Source organism: Isoptericola sp. NPDC019693 (genome assembly GCF_044389085.1).
GTDB lineage: Bacteria > Actinomycetota > Actinomycetes > Actinomycetales > Cellulomonadaceae > Isoptericola.
Genome location: NZ_JBIRXP010000004.1, coordinates 472,008 through 487,353 on the forward strand (window position 1 = coordinate 472,008; position 15,346 = coordinate 487,353).

Below are 15,346 nucleotides of genomic sequence, written 5' to 3' on the forward strand. Positions count from 1 at the left end.
TTGTCATTCGGGCCTACTTCTCGGTCTCTTCAGAGTTCCGCCAGGTGCGGCGGGTTCGCCCCGGCGCGGCTCACCGTGACGGCGGCCGCCCGGGAGGCGAAGTCAAGGACGGCTTCGAGGGCCGCTGTGTCGACGCGGCGCAGCGCGTCGCGCCGGTCCGCTCCGGTCAGGCCGCGGCCGTGCAGGGCGGCGAGCAGCCCGCTCATGAACGAGTCGCCCGCGCCGACGGTGTCGACGACGGTCACCGGCCGTGCCGGCGTCACCACAGGGTGGCCGTGTGCCCGGACGGCTGTCGCCCCTCGACCGCCATGGGTCACGACGACGACAGCGCACCCGAGGTCGTCCGCCCACGAGGAGGCGACGTCGAGCGGTGCGGCGTCCGGGTGCAACCAACCCAGGTCTTCCTCGCTCACCTTCACGACGTCGGCGGCGGCGACGAGCGCGTCGACGCGCGCCCGGACCGCCTCGGCGTCGCCCATGATCGACGGCCGCAGGTTGGGGTCGTAGGTGATCGTCGCGGACCGTCGCGCGTCGTGGACCATGCGCAGCAGGGCGTCGGCCGGCACGGTGTCCGCCACCGCGGCGATCGAGCCCGCGTGCACCACGCGTGCGTCGTGCCCCGGCACGGCCGGGGCGAGGTGCCACTCGAGATCGAACTCGTAGGTCGCGCCGCCGTCGGCGTCGAGGCGCGCGAGGGCGCTCGAGGTGCGGGACCCACCCAGCGATTCCGGCAGGACGGTGACGCCGGAGGCCTCGAGGTGGTCGACGACGCCGGCGCCGGCCTGGTCGCGCGCGAGCCACGTCAGCAGATCGACCGACCCGCCGAGCCGCGCCAAACCGAGCGCGACGTTGGCCGGGCTCCCCCCTGGGTGGTGCGCTCGGGCGCCGCTGCGGTCCTCGACGATGTCGACGAGAGCCTCGCCCACGACCAGGAACTCGCTCACGGCGCAGCAACCTCGCGCACCGCGACCTGCGTGAGCGGGGCGCTCGGGAACACGAGCTGGGTGAGCGTGGTGAGCCCACCGCAGGCATAGACCTCGATCACGCACCCGTCGACGACGACGGTCAGGTCGACGGACGACCCGACCTCGCCCAGCGGTGCCGTGTCGACGGACGGGAAGGCAGGATGGAAGTCGACGTCCCCGCTGCGGCGGCGGTCGCTGGTGAGGGTCCGTTCGGCCGGGTCCACAATGAGGACGACGACGTCGGGCCCGTCGCCGTGCAGCACGATCTCGTGGCGCCGTCCGCTGTCGGCCGGGATCTCGAGCTCGTGCACCACGAGCCCGTCGAGGCGTTCCGTGGGGAGCACGGGCCGCTGGACGACACGATCCCGCCCGTCGCAGGTCCGCACGAGGTCCAGCTCACGGGCCAGCGACATCGTCGAGCGCCACGGCGAGGTGGGGGTCTCGTTCGCGTAGTCCCAGTTGCTCGCCCACCCGACGGTGACACGCCTGCCGTCCGCGACGCCGTTGAACGAGACGGGGGCGTAGTAGTCGCGCCCGTAGTCGAGCCAGTCGGCGTCGGACGGCCCGTCCCCCGGTCGGTCGGGAGTGAAGACGGTGCCGTCGAAGTCGCCGACGAAGTACTGCACGCCGGAGCCCCCGGCGACACCGCCTGGGTTGAGGCTGACGATCATGACCCAGCGGGTGCGGTCGGTCCCGCGGACGGGCAGTGGGAACAGGTCGGGGCACTCCCAGACGCCACCGGTGGCGCGCGCGGGTCCGAATGTGGACAGGTGGTGCCACCGCTTGAGGTCGTCGGACCGGTACAGCACGACCTGGCGGTCGACGGCCTCGACGGCGATCATCACCCAGTAGCCGTCGCCGTCCGCGCTGTCGTACCAGAACACCTTGGGGTCGCGGAAGTGTGCGCTCTCCCGGTCGAGCACGGGGTTGCCTTCATAGCGGGTCCAGGTGTGCCCGTCGTCGAGGCTGTAGGCGAGGGACTGCGCCTGCCGGCCGGCGAGAGCGGGGTGCGCGGGCCGGTACGCGCTCGTGTAGATCGCCACGAGCGCGGTCTGTCCGGGTCCGGCGAAGCCCGCGGTGTTCTTGTCGTCGACGACGGCGCTGCCGGAGAAGACCTCCTCGGTGTGGGTGTGCCGGATCGCGACGGGCCGCTCGGTCCACGTCACGAGATCGGGGGACGTCGCGTGGCCCCAGGACATGTTGCCGTGCGTGTCACCGTGCGGGTTGTTCTGGAAGAACAGATGCCAGGTGCCGTCGTGGAACACCAGGCCGTTGGGGTCGTTCAGCCAGGTGTCGCGGGCGGTGAAATGCGCGACCGGGCGCAGGCGCGTGGCGGCACGATCCTGCGCCCGGTCGACGGTGGTGTCTGTCACTGATCGGTCTCCATGAAGCGGTCGTAGGCCTGCTGGTAGGTCGCGGTGACCTCGTCCACCCCGAGGCTCTGGAGCTGGGAGACGTACCCGTCCCATTCGCCGTCGATCGTGCCGTCGACGATCCAGGCGGCAAACTTCTCCTTGACGAGGGTCTTGATATCGGTCTCCGGGTAGGAGACCTTGTCCAGCTCGTCGTTCGAGAGCAGGACCGGGGGGTACTTCTCGTTGGCCGCGAACGGCTCGTAGTACTCCTTGACGAGCTTCTGTCGGTCCGCGGCGCGCGGCTCGGGGGCGACGACGGTCTCGAAGTCCTCAGCCGTGGTGATCCGGGGTCCCATCGGCGCGACCTGCTGACGACGCTCCCCCTCGGAGGTCCCCTCCGGGGCGGGGATCTGTACCAGGAGACCGGACTCGGGGTCCTTCTCGAGGGTCACGCCGATCGGCCCCCACGCGGTCTCGGCCGACATGACGGGGTCGTAGAGCCGGTCCGCCCACCGCATCGTGGCCACCGGAAACTTGTTGGCCCGCGTGATGGCCATGGCCCCGCGGCTGATCTCCTGGTTGTTGGTCACCGACGCGCGCTGCTGGCCGTCGACGCCCTCGAGGACGCCCACGATCGCGTAGTCGTCCAGGCGGTCGGTACCGACCATCTCCTCGAGCTCCCACCAGAAGAACGAGCCCAGGACCGGGGTGTCGGCCTTGCCCTTGGCCAGGTAGGCGACGTCGTCCTGGGAGAAGGACTCAGGGTCGATGAGCCCGTCGGCGTACCACTCCCCGAGCCCCTTGACCCCGGCGCGGTACTCGTCGGTGTTCGCCGTGAACTCGACCTTCCCGTCACGCACGATCCTGTGGTCGTTGTTCTCGGGCTGCCCTCCGAGCGCGGTGATGAGGTCCCAGGGATTGGCGGCGAACGAGTCGGGGCGGAAGCTCAGGGGGATCTCGTCGGCCTTGCCGTTGCCGTTGGGGTCCTCGGTGGCGAAGGCCTCGAGCGCCTGGTGGTACTCCTCGAAAGTGCGCGGCATCTCCAGCCCGAGCTTGTCCAGCCAGGTCTTGTTGATGAAGAGGAAGTTCGGGTACGGCAGGATGCCCAGCTCCTCGACCGACGGCAGCGTGTAGATATGCCCGTCGGAGGCGGTGATCGCCGCCCGGATGTCGGGGCGCTCGTCGAGGATCTTCTTGAGGGTCGGTGCGTGCTCGTCGATGAGGCCCTCCAACGGCAGGAGCGTGCCGTTGGTGCCGTTGTCCACGACCTCGGCGTCGGTCAGACCTGAGTTGAACAGCACGTCCGGGAGGTCACCGGAGGCCAGCATGAGGTTCTTCTTCTCCTGGTAGACCTGGTCGGGCAGGTTCTCCCAGTTGATCGCGATGTTCGTGTCCTTCTCCCACTGCTGGACGAGCTCCATCTCGGAGTAGTCCGGCGCGAGGGCGGACTTCGAGCCGCCGAAGCTCAGGGTGAGGGTCTTGTCGACGATCGGGAGCCCTTCGGTGTTGAGCCCGTAGTCGGCGGACGCGTCCTCGATCTCGGTGACCTGTTCGGACCCGCCGCTGCAGGCGGCCAGGGCCAGCAGGGTGACGGTCGTGACGGCAGGGATGACAAAACGGCTGTGTCTCATCGGTTCGCTCCTCGCGATTGCCATGGTGAATGAAAGGAAGTCAGCTCTTGACGGCGCCGAGCAGGGCGCCCTTGGTGAAGTGCTTCTGCATGAAAGGCAGCGCGACGAGCAGCGGAATCGTGGAGATGACGATCATTCCGTACTTCATCAGCTCGCCCATACGCTGTGCTGCCGCATAGGAATCGACGGCACCTGCGCCGCCGGAAGCGGAGACCTCCGACTGGATCAAGATGTTCCGCAGCACGAGCTGCAACGGGTACTTGTTCTCGTCGTCGAGGAAGATCAGCGCGTCGAAGAACGCGTTCCAGTTCGCCACGAGGTGGATCATGACCATCAGCGCGATCAACGGCTTCGACAGCGGCAGGACGATCCGCCAGAAGAAACGGAAGTCGTTCGCGCCGTCGAGCTGAGCGGCGTCACGGAGCTCGTCGGGGACGTTGCTCTCGAAGAACGTCCGCGCGATGATCAGGTTCCACACGCCGACCGCGCCCGGTAGGACGACGGCCCACATGGTGTTGAGCATCCCGAGCTCCTGCACCACCAGGTACCTGGCGATGAGGCCTCCGTCGATGAACATCGTGATGACGAACAACAGCATGAAGAACGTGCGGCCGAACAGGTCGCGGCGGGAGAGCGCGTAGGCGCCGCAGAGGATCGTGGCGACGCTGATCGCCGTCCCCACCACGGTGTAGAGCACGGAGTTGGCGAAGCCGCGCAGGATCCCCGGGTCGGACAGGATCCGGGCATAGCCCTCGAAGGTGAGTCCTCGGGGCCACAGCCACACGTCACCGTTGAGGATTGCGGACGGTTCGCTGACCGACGCGACGACGACGAAGTACAGCGGGTAGAGGATCACGAGGATCGCGCACAGCAGCGTGACGGTCACGACGATCGTGAAGGCCCTGTCGGCACCGGATTCGCGCTGCCGCCGAGGCCGAGGGCGCTGCGTGCTCGCGTCCGCGGCCGGCACCGTCTTCTCGACGGGGGGATGGATGGTTGTCATGGCGTCATCACCACAGGCTCGTCTTGTTGGCCCGCCGCGCGACCCAGTTGAAGGTCAGCAGGAGGGCGAGGTTGATGAGGGAGTTGAAGAGCCCGATCGCGGCGGAGTAGCTGAACTGGGCGCCCTGCAGGCCGGTCTTGTACACGTAGGTCTGGATGACCTCGGACGTCGGGAGGTTGAGGTCGGTCTGCATCAGCAGGACCTTTTCAAATCCGAGGTTGAAGAGGTTTCCGATCGCCAGGATGAACAAGATCGTGATCACCGGGAGGATTCCGGGGATGTCGATGTGCCACATTCGCTGCCACTTGTTCGCCCCGTCGACACGTGCAGCCTCGTGCAGCGCCGGATCGATCGCGGTCAGCGCCGCCAGGTAGACGATCATCGAGAACCCGGCGTTCTGCCAGATGTCCGACCCGATGTAGAGGGGGCGGAACCACTCGGGCGATCCCATGAAGAAGACCGGCTCGCCGCCGAATGCAGTGATCGCGTTGTTGACGATCCCCGACCGTGGCGAGAACAGCAGGTAGATCATGCCTACGACCACGACGACGGAGATGAACGACGGCGCGTAGAGCACGGTCTGCGTGAACTTCTTGAACCGATCGCTCGCCAGCTGGTTCACGATCAGCGCGAGGATGATCGGCACGGGAAAAGCGATGAGCAGGCCGAGCGCGTTTACCGTCAGGGTGTTCACCATGAGGCGCTCGAACTGGAACGACTCGACGAAACGGGTGAAGTGCTCCAGGCCGACCCACGGGCTGCCCGTGAACCCGTCCACCGGGTTGTAGTCCCGGAAGGCGATCTGCGCGCCGAACATCGGCCAGTACTTGAAGACCAGGACGTAGGCGACGGCCGGAGTAAGTAGTACGTATAACTGCCAGGACCTCAGCGCGCGCCGCCACCAGGGCGTGCGGCGCGCGACAGGCCTCGGTGGGGCCTCTGCTTGAGCTGTCATTCGTGCACCTTCGCACTCGCCACCGATCCCCGAGGGATCAGTGAGCACTCGATCGGATGGTTGTCCGTCTTCTCGGAGCGTGCCCCGAGAAGAGATTCCAGGGCGCTGCGCGCCATCTGCTCGAACGGCAGCGCGACGGTCGTCAGCCCAGGGTCCAGGTACGGAGCGAGCGTCTCCTGGTCGTCGAAACCGACGATCGAGCAGTTGTCGGGGACCTGTAGGCCGAGGGACTCCAGGGCGCGGTAGGCCCCCCAGGCGGTGCGGTCGTTGCCGCAGAAGATCGCGGTCGGCACGACCGGGCCCTCCATGAGATCGCGGGTCAGTGCCAGGCCGTCCTCGACCACACCGCCCCCATGGCGCACCAACCGCTGATCGAACTCCACGCCGGCCTCGTCCAGCGCACGGCGGTACCCCGCCATCCGCCCGATACCGGCGGGGAGGTCGCTCTCGGGGGGCTGGATGTTGATCATCGCGATCCGGGTGTGACCGGCGTCGAGCAGGTGGCGCGTGGCGGTGTAGCCGCCCAGCTCCTCGTCGGGGAAGAAGCTCGGCACCGCGCCGTCCGCCTCCCTCGCGTTGAGGACCACCGCCGGGATGTCCTGCAGGGCGGCGGGAAGCCGCACCACACGGTGATACATCGATCCGTACACGACTCCACGCACGCGGTAGGAGCGCATCATGTCGATCGCCGCCTTCTCGAGGGCGTCGTCGCCGAAGGAGTCGACGCTCAAGATGACGTGCCCGGTCTCCCAGGCCAGCTCCTGAGCCCCCTTCAGGAGGCGCCCAGCGAACGGCGCGCTGGCGACCTCGTCCGAGATGAAGCCGATCAGGCCGGACTCCCCGCTGCGCAGCGACTTGGCAAACGCGTTGGTGCGGTAGTCCAGCTCGCGCACCGCGTCCATGATCCGCTCGCGCGTGGCGTCCGATACCCGCCCCCTCCCGCCGCCGTTGAGAACGAGCGAGACCGACGCCTGTGAGACGCCTGCAAGGCTGGCGACGTCCCACATCGTCGGCTGCTTGGACGAGCTGTTCGCGCCGCGTGGCATGGTCATCACCTCCCTGTGCGTCGGACGTCAACCTTGGCGTCATTCGTATAACCTGTGCGCTGCCAGAACGTTAGAAGCATGGCCCGGTCGTGTCAAGATGCCCGATCGAGGCGGACGTACCGACGGTCTCCAGGGTGCGCGTTCGTCGCGCGTGCATCCTCGTCAGCGGCCACCTGAAACGCTGGTGACCTGTCGCCCACGAGCGTGCGTCGTGATCACGCTTCGAGGATGGCGGCGAGCTCTCGGACGATCCCACGCGCTTCGGCAAGTCGTGCATCCGTCGTCTGCGACCAACCCGTGCTCAAGCCCGTCTGGTCGGGCCCGACGCGGGCGTCGACGTCGAAGACGGTGCTGGGCCCGTGCCAGGCGGAGAACCACTCGACTCCTCGCCCTGTCGCGTCGCGCGTGACGCCTTCGAGCAGGAGGACGGGGGCGCCTACCGGGATCTGGAGGTGTTCGGCGACGAGCTCGTCCGCGGGCACGGCCTGTACCTGACGCGGGCCGCCGATGGGGTCGGTCCCGGTCGATCGCATCCACTCGTGGAGGGAGCCGCCGTCGAGCCCTGCGGCGGTCAAGCTGCTGAACGGCCTGTGAGGCAGCCACGTGCGCATGAAGATCACCGGCTCGTCCTCGACGAAGCGGACCCGTTCGAGCCTCCATGTCGTCCCGGTGCCCAGGGCCTCGGCTGCCGCCGCCGGCGGGGGCATCACCTCGAGAGTCACCACGCGAGTTCGTAGGTGTCGACCGGTGGCCGCGACCTGTTGGCGCAGGCCGCCGGCCTGCTCGGCGCGCCGGCGATGCTCCGGGGCCGGTGCGACGACGCTTCCGCGTCCGCGCTGTCGGGTGATGAGGCCCAGATCGGCGAGCTCGCCGAGCGCTTGGCGCACGACGCTGCGGGAGACGCCGTACTGGACCTGCAGCTCCTCTTCGGTGGGCAGGAGGGTTCCGGGCGGGATCGAGTGACTCTCGATCTGCTGGCGGAGCGCATCACGGATCTGCGCGTACAACGGCGACGGCGCCGCTCGGTCGAGCGCGGAGAGGGGGTGCGTCATCGGCTTGATTCTCCCTGTGTTCGTCCGAAGCGGCACCGTGACGGTCGCGCCTCGGTCGGACGATCTTGACAGGCGGCGCCGGGTCGGTCATCTTGTACGTACTAATTGTACGGACGAAGTTGTCTGGACGGAGCACGCATGAGCACCGAAGCCCTGCCGAGCCGCTCGATCTTCCCCATGTTCCGATGGATGGCGAAGGTCCCCGGTGGCCTGATGATCATCCCGCTGGTCTGCGGGGTCCTGATGAACACGTTCTTCCCGGACGCCCTCGGCATCGGCGGGTTCACTACGGCTCTCTTCCGCGACGGAACGCTGACCCTGATCGCGGTGCTGATCGTGGCCACCGGCGCCCAGATCACCGGGAGCAAGAGCGGCAAGGCTGCCGCCGGCACGACGCTCGTCGTGCTCCTGGCCAAGACGCTCGTACCCATCACCCTGTGCGTGCTGCTGGGCCTCACCGTCGGGATCGAGGGGCTCGCCGGAGTCTCCATTCTCGCCCTCATCACGATCTTCGGGAACAGCAACGGCGGTCTCTGGCTCGCGTTCGCCAGCCGATACGGGGACGAGCGCGACAGCGGTGCCTACGTGGCCAGCGCGTTCGACGACGGACCGTTCCTCGCGCTGATCTTCCTGGGTGCCTCGGGTCTCGGTGACATCCCGATCATCGCGCTCGTCGCGGCGATCGTCCCCTTCGTCGTGGGGCTCGTGATCGGCAAGGTCGACCGGGAGTGGACCGCGGTGCTCGGATCAGTGCCCAACGTCGTCATCCCGTTCATGTCCTTCGCCGTGGGCACCGGCATCGACGTGCGCACCGTCCTGACCGGCGGTCTGTGGGGCGTCGCCCTGGGCGTGGGCGTGGTCCTGCTCACCGGCGGTCTGACCTACCTCGGCTACCGCTTCCTGCTACGGCGCGGGCCGCAGAGCGGCATCGGTTTCGCCGCGGGGACGACGGCAGGAAACGCCGTGGCCGTGCCCGCGGTCGTCGCCGCAGCCGACCCGACATTCGCCCCGTTCGTCGCGACCGCAGCCTCGCAGGCCGCCTCTGCGGTGCTCGTCACAGCCCTGCTGGCCCCGACGGTGGCCGCGTTCGTGATGAAGCGTGCGGGCGGTCTCAAGGACGACACCTCGACGCAGGACCTTCGTGCCACCGCCCTCGCGTCGTAGCGACGCCCGCCCCTCGCGTCTCCCCGAGACCTGCCGCGATCGACCACCCCACACCAGGAGGGCCCATGCGCGACCCGCGCCGGATCACCTGCACCTACTACATCGAGTCCGCCGTCGACCCGGCCCAGGCCGCGGCAGGGCTGGCCGGCGAGCAGTCGAGCGGGACCTTCGTCTCCGTACCCGGCGAGTCGGACCGCCTCCGGCAGCGCCACGGCGCCGAGGTGGTCGCGGTCCGCGAGCTCGGAGAGGTCCCGCCATCGCTCCCGTCGCGCACGATGCCCGAACGGGTCACGGCGGCCGAGGTCGTCGTCGAGTTCCCGATGGAGAACGCCGGGACGGACCTGGCCACGGTCCTGACCATGGTCGCCGGCAACCTGTTCGAGCTGAGTCAGCTCTACGCCTGCCGGCTCACCACCATCCACCTGCCCGAGGCCTTCGCCGACGCCCACCCCGGGCCTGCGTTCGGCGTGCGTGGCACGCGCAAGCTCCTGAACCGGCCTTCCGGCGTGATGATCGGCACCATCGTCAAGCCCAACGTCGGCCTGGCCGAGGACGAGTACCGCGCGGTGGTCCGCGAGCTGGCTCGCGCGTCCATCGACGTCATCAAGGACGACGAGCTGATGACCGACCCTGGATATCTCCCGCTCGAGACGCGGGTCCGGGTCGCGACCGAGGAGATCCGGGCTGCCGAGCAGACGACGGGCCACCCGACGATGTACGCGTTCAACATCACCGGTGACCTGCAGGGTCTGCGACGGCGCCACGACCTCGTCGTCGAGGCCGGGGGCAGCTGCGTCATGCTCAACGTTCCTGTCATGGGCATCCCAGCGCTGGAGCTCCTGCGATCCTTTGCCGAGGTGCCCATCCACGGGCACCGGGCCGGCCTCGCGGCCTCCATGCGCCATCCCGGCCTCGGCGTGGACTATCGCGCCTGGCAGAAGCTGGCACGGCTGGCGGGTGCGGACCACCTGCACGTGAGCGGACTGGGCAGCAAGTTCTACGAGCGCGACGAGGAGGTCGTCGCCAACATCCGCAGTCTCCAGACACCCCTCGGCCACGGCGAGGAGCCGGTGCCGACGCTGTCGTCCGGCCAGAACGTCCATACTGCCGGTCTCACCTTCGACGCCCTCGGCTCGCAGGACGTGCTCATGCTGGCCGGTGGCGGCATCGCCGCTCATCCCGACGGGCCCGCCGCCGGGGTCCGAAGCCTGCGCCAGGCATGGGACGTGGCGGTCGCCGGTCACACCCTGCAGGACGGCGCGCAGCGGTGCCAGCAAGACGGTGACCCTGCACTCGCGCACGCCGTGGACGCCTTCGAGGCGGTCTCCTGATGGCTCGGATCGGATTCTTCGCGGACGACCTCACCGGAGCGGCAGACGTTCTTGCACAGGCTCACGCCCGAGGGCTCGAGGCGATGCTGGTCCTCGACCCCACCAGGGCGATTCCCCGCGACGCCGACGTCGTCGGTATCGCCGGCCCGGCGCGTTCGCTGTCCGGGCGGGAGCTGGACGAGGCCATTCGCAGCAGCCTCGCACCGCTGGCTGCCCTGTCACCGACCGTGCTGATCTACAAGGTCTGCTCGACGTTCGACTCGTCGCCGACCGTCGGCAGCATCGGTCGCGCGATCGAGCTGCTGCACGAGGCTTTCCCCGCCCACGGGCCGATCCCCGTGGTCCCGGCCCAGCCAGGCTTCGGTCGATACACCGCCTTCAGCCAGCACTTCGGCGTCCACGGTGGCCAAGCGCACCGCTTGGACCGTCACCCGGTGATGTCCCGGCACCCAGCGACGCCGATGTCGGAGGCCGACCTCCGACTCGTCCTGTCGACCCAGCTGTCCGACGGCGCCGTGCCGCCGGCGATCCACCTGCCCGCCTACGGCGACGGCAGCTTCATGGACAGATGGGACGAGCTGAGCGGCGGCGATGCGGCGGCCTTCGTCCTCGACGCCGTCGAGGAAGCGCACCTGGACCGGGTCGCCGACGCGCTGTGGCGATCGCACCCGTCGCAGAGCCCGGCACTGGTGGTCGGGTCGGGCGGCATCATGGCAGCCCTCGCCCGCACCGCCGGCAGCCGGACCGCACCGGAGGCCACCCCGATGGCCTCCGGCGGCCCGACGCTCGTGGTCAGCGCGTCGGCATCCGCGACCACCGCCGAACAGATCGACGACGCTGTCGCAGCCGGGTGGGCCGACGTGGCGATCCCGCCCGAGGCGCTCGTGGCCGCGGCGCCGGGTACCGCTCCCGAAGGCGCCTGGGTCGAAGCGGTCACGGCGGCTCTGCGCTCCGGGCGGGACGTCGTCGCGCACACCACCCGTGGCCCGAGCGATCCCCGTCTCGATGCCGGCCGTTCCCGGTCCGCCGCCCAGGTGGGCGGGACGATCGGCCGACTCGCAGGCACCATGGCTCGCCAGGGCCTGACGCGCGACGTGGTCATCTGCGGTGGCGACACCTCGAGCCACGCACTCCTGGCCCTTCGCGTGCGAGAGCTGCGCGTGCGCGACCAGTTCGTCGTCGCGGGCCCCGTCTGCGCCACCGACGAGGACTCGGACGTCGCCGGGTGCCGCCTGCTGCTCAAGGGGGGCCAGGTCGGTGGCTCAGACCTCTTCCGACGCTTCGCCGGCCATGTGCGCGAACCACACGCCGGCGCTGGCTCCGCAGCCGGCCCCACCCCAGACACTGCCACCCACGCCGCCGAGAGGACATCATGAGAGCCGTCGTCAAGACCACCGCCGAGGCCGGGCTCACGTACCGGGAGGACTGGCCCGAACCGACCGCCGGACCCGGGCAGGTCCTGATCGAGGTCGCCGCCGCATCGCTGTGCGGCACGGATCGAGAGCTCTACGAGTGGACGCCGTCCGCGCAGGCGTTCGGCCTCAACCTGCCCGTGGTCCTCGGCCACGAGGGCTCAGGCACCGTGGCGGCGGTCGGCGACGGTGTCACGTCCGTCGCCGTCGGAGACCGGGTCGCGTTCGAGAGCCACCTCGTCTGCGGCCGGTGCTTCCCGTGTCGCACGGGCAGCGCCCACACCTGCGAGCGCACCCAGATCATCGGCATGCACATCGACGGGCTCTTCGCCGAGCGCGTCGCGCTTCCAGAGGATGTCTGCGTCCGCCTGCCCGAGTCGATCTCACTCGAGAGCGGCGCCCTCCTGGAGTCGGCCGGTGTCGCCATGCACGCCGTGCAGCGTTCCGGTCTGGCTGTCGCCGGCCAGAACGTCCTGGTCAACGGCAGCGGGCCTGTCGGCCTGGTCATCGCACAGATCGCCCGCGCCATGGGCGCCGCTCACGTCGTCGTGGTCGAGCCCAACCCCTTCCGCCGCGGGCAGGCCGAGCAGGTCGGTGCCACGGTCGTGGAACCGTCAGACGACGTCGTCTCGCTGTGCCGGAAGCTCGCCGGCGACCGCGGAGGATTCGATGTCGCCTTCGAGGTCTCCGGTGTCCGCGGCGTGCTGCCCCGCATCCTCGACGCCTTGCGCCGCGAGGCGACTCTCGTCACCGTCGGACACCCCAGCGAGCCTGCACCGATCGACATCGCCGCCCACATCAACAAGAAGGGGATCACGCTGCGGGGCATCTTCGGCCGCAGGCTCTGGGACACCTGGGAGCAGCTGCTCCTGCTCGTGGAGTCCGGTCGGGTCGACCTTTCCCAACTCATCACCCACAGGATGTCCCTGCGGGACGCCGATGAGGCCGTCGGCCTCCTGAGCGGCGATGCCGGCAAGGTGCTGCTCCTGCCGCAGCTGCCCTGACCTCGGTCCCCGTGGCCGACGACCTAGGAGACGCCAGAGCAATCACCGACAAGGGACGGTGTGCCTGGCGGGGGCCTCGAGGTGTGCTCGGCCTCGCATCGGTAACGGTCTCCGCACCGGTCAGCGACTTTCGGGAACCACCCACGTGACGTGACGTGAAGAGAAGGTCCCGGTCAGGTACTCCTGGCCGGGACCTTCTGCGTTCCGGGAGGTGCGGTCCGGCTGTGGGCGACGGTCGACCCGACGCCTTTCAGCGCAGTCTGCGGAAGAACCCGCGGATGTCGTCGACCAGCAGGTCGGGCGCGTCGTGCGCCGCGAAGTGGGAGCCGGTGTCGTAGACGTTCCACGACACGATGTTCTTGTGGTCCCGCTCGGCGAACGCGCGGATCGAGTGGAAGTCCCAGGCGAAGTTGGCCAGCCCCAGCGGCACGGTGGTCGGCTCGGTCGGCTTGTCCGTGGCGTGGAAGTCCTCGTAGTAGAGGCGCGCGGACGACGCCGCCGTGTTGGTGAGCCAGTAGATCATCGTGTTCGTGAGCACGTAGTCGGGGTCGAGGTTCGGGCCGAGCAGCTGTGCGTTCCAGCCGAGCTGCCCCACCGGAGAGTCCGCGAGCGCGTGCGAGAGAGTCTGCGGGGCGGTCGACTGCAGCTTGTCGTACGCGCCGCCGTTCTCCAGCCACCACGCCAGGAACTCGACGTTCTTCCGGTCCTCCGGCGACAGGTTCTCCAGCTCGGCGGGATCGCCGGACGGGAACGAGAAGACCTGGGTCACGTGCACCCCGAGCACATGGTCGGGGTCGCAGCGCCCGACCTCGGGCGAGATGAGGGAGCCGCCGTCGTTGCCGTGCGCGCCGTACTGCTCGTACCCGAGGCGGTGCATCAGCTCGGCCCACGCCTGCGCGATCCGGTACCGGTTCCAGCCCCGGTCGGTGGTGTGGCCCGAGAAGCCGAAGCCGGGCACCGACGGGATCACCAGGTGGAAAGCGTCGGCCGGGTCGCCGCCGTGGGCCCGCGGGTCGCTCAGGCGGTCGATCACGTCCAGGTACTCGACGACCGTCGTCGGCCAGCCGTGCGTCAGCAGCAGGGGAGTCGCCTCCGCCTCGGGAGAGCGGACGTGCATGAAGTGCACGTTCTGCCCGTCGATGGTCGTGGTGAACTGCGGGTACCGGTTGAGCCGCGCCTCCCAGGCGCGCCAGTCGTACTCCTCGCGCCAGCGCCGGACCAGACCCTGCAGGTACTCGAGCGACACGCCGTAGTCGGCGCCGCCGTCGGGCAGCTCGTTGGTCCAGCGCACGCGGGAGAGGCGCTGGTCGAGGTCATCGAGGTCGGCCTGGGGGATGTCGATGCGGTACTCGTTGATGTCCATGGATCCCACTCTGGCGGCCTATGAGGAAGACTTGCTTCCTCATGGCGTGCGAATCTTGGTGCCATGTTGGAGACCTCCGCGCGGCTCCTGCGCCTGCTCTCGCTCCTCCAGCTCCCGCGCGACTGGGCCGGTCCCGAGCTGGCCCAGCGGCTCGGGGTGAGCGGGCGGACCGTGCGCGCCGACGTCCAGCGTCTGCGGGACCTCGGCTACCCGGTCGTGGCCACACGCGGGAACGTGGGCGGCTACCGCCTCGGCGCGGGTGCGAACCTGCCGCCGCTGCTGCTCGACGACGACGAGGCGGTAGCGGTCACCGTGGGACTCCGCACGGCCACGGGTGACGCCATCGCGGGCATCGAGGAGGCGTCGCTCCGGGCGCTGGCCAAGCTGGAGCAGGTGCTGCCCTCCCGGCTGCGCCGCCGGGTCGGCACGCTGCAGACCTACACGGTGCCTGTGCCCCGCGACGACACGGGGCCGACCGTCGACACGGAGGTCCTGACGTCGCTTGCCGCCGTCTGCCGCGACCGCGAGCGGCTCCGGTTCGACTACGCGGACCATTCCGGCGCGGCTACCGTCCGCGCCGTCGAGCCGTACCGGCTGGTGAGCTGGGGCCGCCGCTGGTACCTCTTCGCGTGGGACCTGGACCGGGACGACTGGCGGACCTTCCGTGTCGACCGGATGCGGCCGCGCGTCCCTACCGGTCCGCGGTTCGCCCCGCGGGAGCTGCCCGACGACGTCGCGGCGTACGTGTCGAGCCGGGTCTCCGCCGCCGCCTGGCGATACCGGACGCGGGTCACCGTGCACGCCCCTGCCGAGGTGGTGGGGATGCGGATCAGCCCGGCGGTGGGCGTCGTCGAACGCATCGACGATCAGACGTGCGTGCTGGACACCGGAGCCGACACCGTGGAGACGCTCGGCGCGTACCTGGGACTGCTCGACGCGGACTTCGACGTCACCGGCCCGCCGGAGCTCGTCGCACACCTCCGCCGTCTGACCGCGCGCTACGCGCGCTCGACCCCACCCGTCCCCGACCGGTGAGTGCGGAATTCATCGCGCCAATGCTTCGCG

13 protein-coding genes are annotated in these 15,346 nt (G+C 69.4%); 5 read left to right on the top strand and 8 right to left on the bottom strand.

Annotated elements, in window-relative coordinates; translation table 11 throughout:
- Positions 1-29: 29 nt before the first annotated feature.
- From ACH436_RS14645 to ACH436_RS14675, 7 genes are all read right to left on the bottom strand, one after another.
- On the bottom strand, positions 30-944 hold the full coding sequence (locus tag ACH436_RS14645) for a carbohydrate kinase (protein ID WP_430560918.1): 915 nt from the start codon (positions 942-944) through the stop codon (positions 30-32).
- Positions 941-2,338, bottom strand: a complete 1,398-nt coding sequence (locus ACH436_RS14650) for a glycoside hydrolase family 32 protein (RefSeq protein ID WP_430560919.1) — start codon at positions 2,336-2,338, stop codon at positions 941-943. The genes ACH436_RS14645 and ACH436_RS14650 overlap by 4 nt, the downstream gene beginning before the upstream one ends.
- Positions 2,335-3,951 carry an ABC transporter substrate-binding protein gene (locus ACH436_RS14655; RefSeq protein ID WP_430560920.1) on the bottom strand — a complete coding sequence of 539 codons (1,617 nt, stop codon included), beginning with the start codon at positions 3,949-3,951 and terminating at the stop codon, positions 2,335-2,337. Before ACH436_RS14655 ends, ACH436_RS14650 begins: the two co-directional genes overlap by 4 nt.
- Before the next feature lie 40 nt (positions 3,952-3,991).
- Entirely contained in the window at positions 3,992-4,921 is a 930-nt protein-coding gene (locus ACH436_RS14660; protein ID WP_430560921.1) for a carbohydrate ABC transporter permease, read from the bottom strand.
- Between the two features lie 40 nt (positions 4,922-4,961).
- Positions 4,962-5,909: an ABC transporter permease gene (locus ACH436_RS14665; protein ID WP_430560922.1), complete on the bottom strand. Its 948-nt coding sequence runs from the start codon at positions 5,907-5,909 to the stop codon at positions 4,962-4,964.
- Positions 5,906-6,961: a LacI family DNA-binding transcriptional regulator gene (locus tag ACH436_RS14670; protein ID WP_430560923.1), complete on the bottom strand. Its 1,056-nt coding sequence runs from the start codon at positions 6,959-6,961 to the stop codon at positions 5,906-5,908. The genes ACH436_RS14665 and ACH436_RS14670 overlap by 4 nt, the downstream gene beginning before the upstream one ends.
- A 209-nt stretch (positions 6,962-7,170) precedes the next feature.
- Positions 7,171-8,007, bottom strand: coding sequence for a GntR family transcriptional regulator (locus ACH436_RS14675; protein WP_430560924.1), 837 nt, complete (start codon positions 8,005-8,007; stop codon positions 7,171-7,173).
- 138 nt (positions 8,008-8,145) lie between these two features.
- Between ACH436_RS14675 and ACH436_RS14680 the strand changes: the two genes are divergently transcribed.
- The 4 genes from ACH436_RS14680 (at position 8,146) to ACH436_RS14695 (ending at position 12,918) form a co-directional block, all read left to right on the top strand.
- A complete protein-coding gene (locus tag ACH436_RS14680; RefSeq protein WP_430560925.1) occupies positions 8,146-9,171 on the top strand; it encodes a 2-keto-3-deoxygluconate permease in 1,026 nt (341 codons plus the stop codon).
- Positions 9,172-9,236: 65 nt separating this feature from the next.
- Positions 9,237-10,502: a RuBisCO large subunit C-terminal-like domain-containing protein gene (locus ACH436_RS14685; RefSeq protein WP_430560926.1), complete on the top strand. Its 1,266-nt coding sequence runs from the start codon at positions 9,237-9,239 to the stop codon at positions 10,500-10,502.
- On the top strand, positions 10,502-11,878 hold the full coding sequence (locus tag ACH436_RS14690) for a four-carbon acid sugar kinase family protein (protein ID WP_430560927.1): 1,377 nt from the start codon (positions 10,502-10,504) through the stop codon (positions 11,876-11,878). The genes ACH436_RS14685 and ACH436_RS14690 overlap by 1 nt, the downstream gene beginning before the upstream one ends.
- A complete protein-coding gene (locus ACH436_RS14695; RefSeq protein WP_430560928.1) occupies positions 11,875-12,918 on the top strand; it encodes an alcohol dehydrogenase catalytic domain-containing protein in 1,044 nt (347 codons plus the stop codon). The genes ACH436_RS14690 and ACH436_RS14695 overlap by 4 nt, the downstream gene beginning before the upstream one ends.
- Before the next feature lie 250 nt (positions 12,919-13,168).
- On the opposite strand, the gene ACH436_RS14700 is transcribed toward ACH436_RS14695, so the two are convergent.
- Positions 13,169-14,281, bottom strand: coding sequence for an epoxide hydrolase family protein (locus ACH436_RS14700; protein ID WP_430560929.1), 1,113 nt, complete (start codon positions 14,279-14,281; stop codon positions 13,169-13,171).
- Between the two features lie 63 nt (positions 14,282-14,344).
- On the opposite strand from ACH436_RS14700, the gene ACH436_RS14705 reads away from it, so the two are divergent.
- Positions 14,345-15,316: a helix-turn-helix transcriptional regulator gene (locus ACH436_RS14705; RefSeq protein WP_430560930.1), complete on the top strand. Its 972-nt coding sequence runs from the start codon at positions 14,345-14,347 to the stop codon at positions 15,314-15,316.
- Positions 15,317-15,346 lie beyond the last annotated feature (30 nt).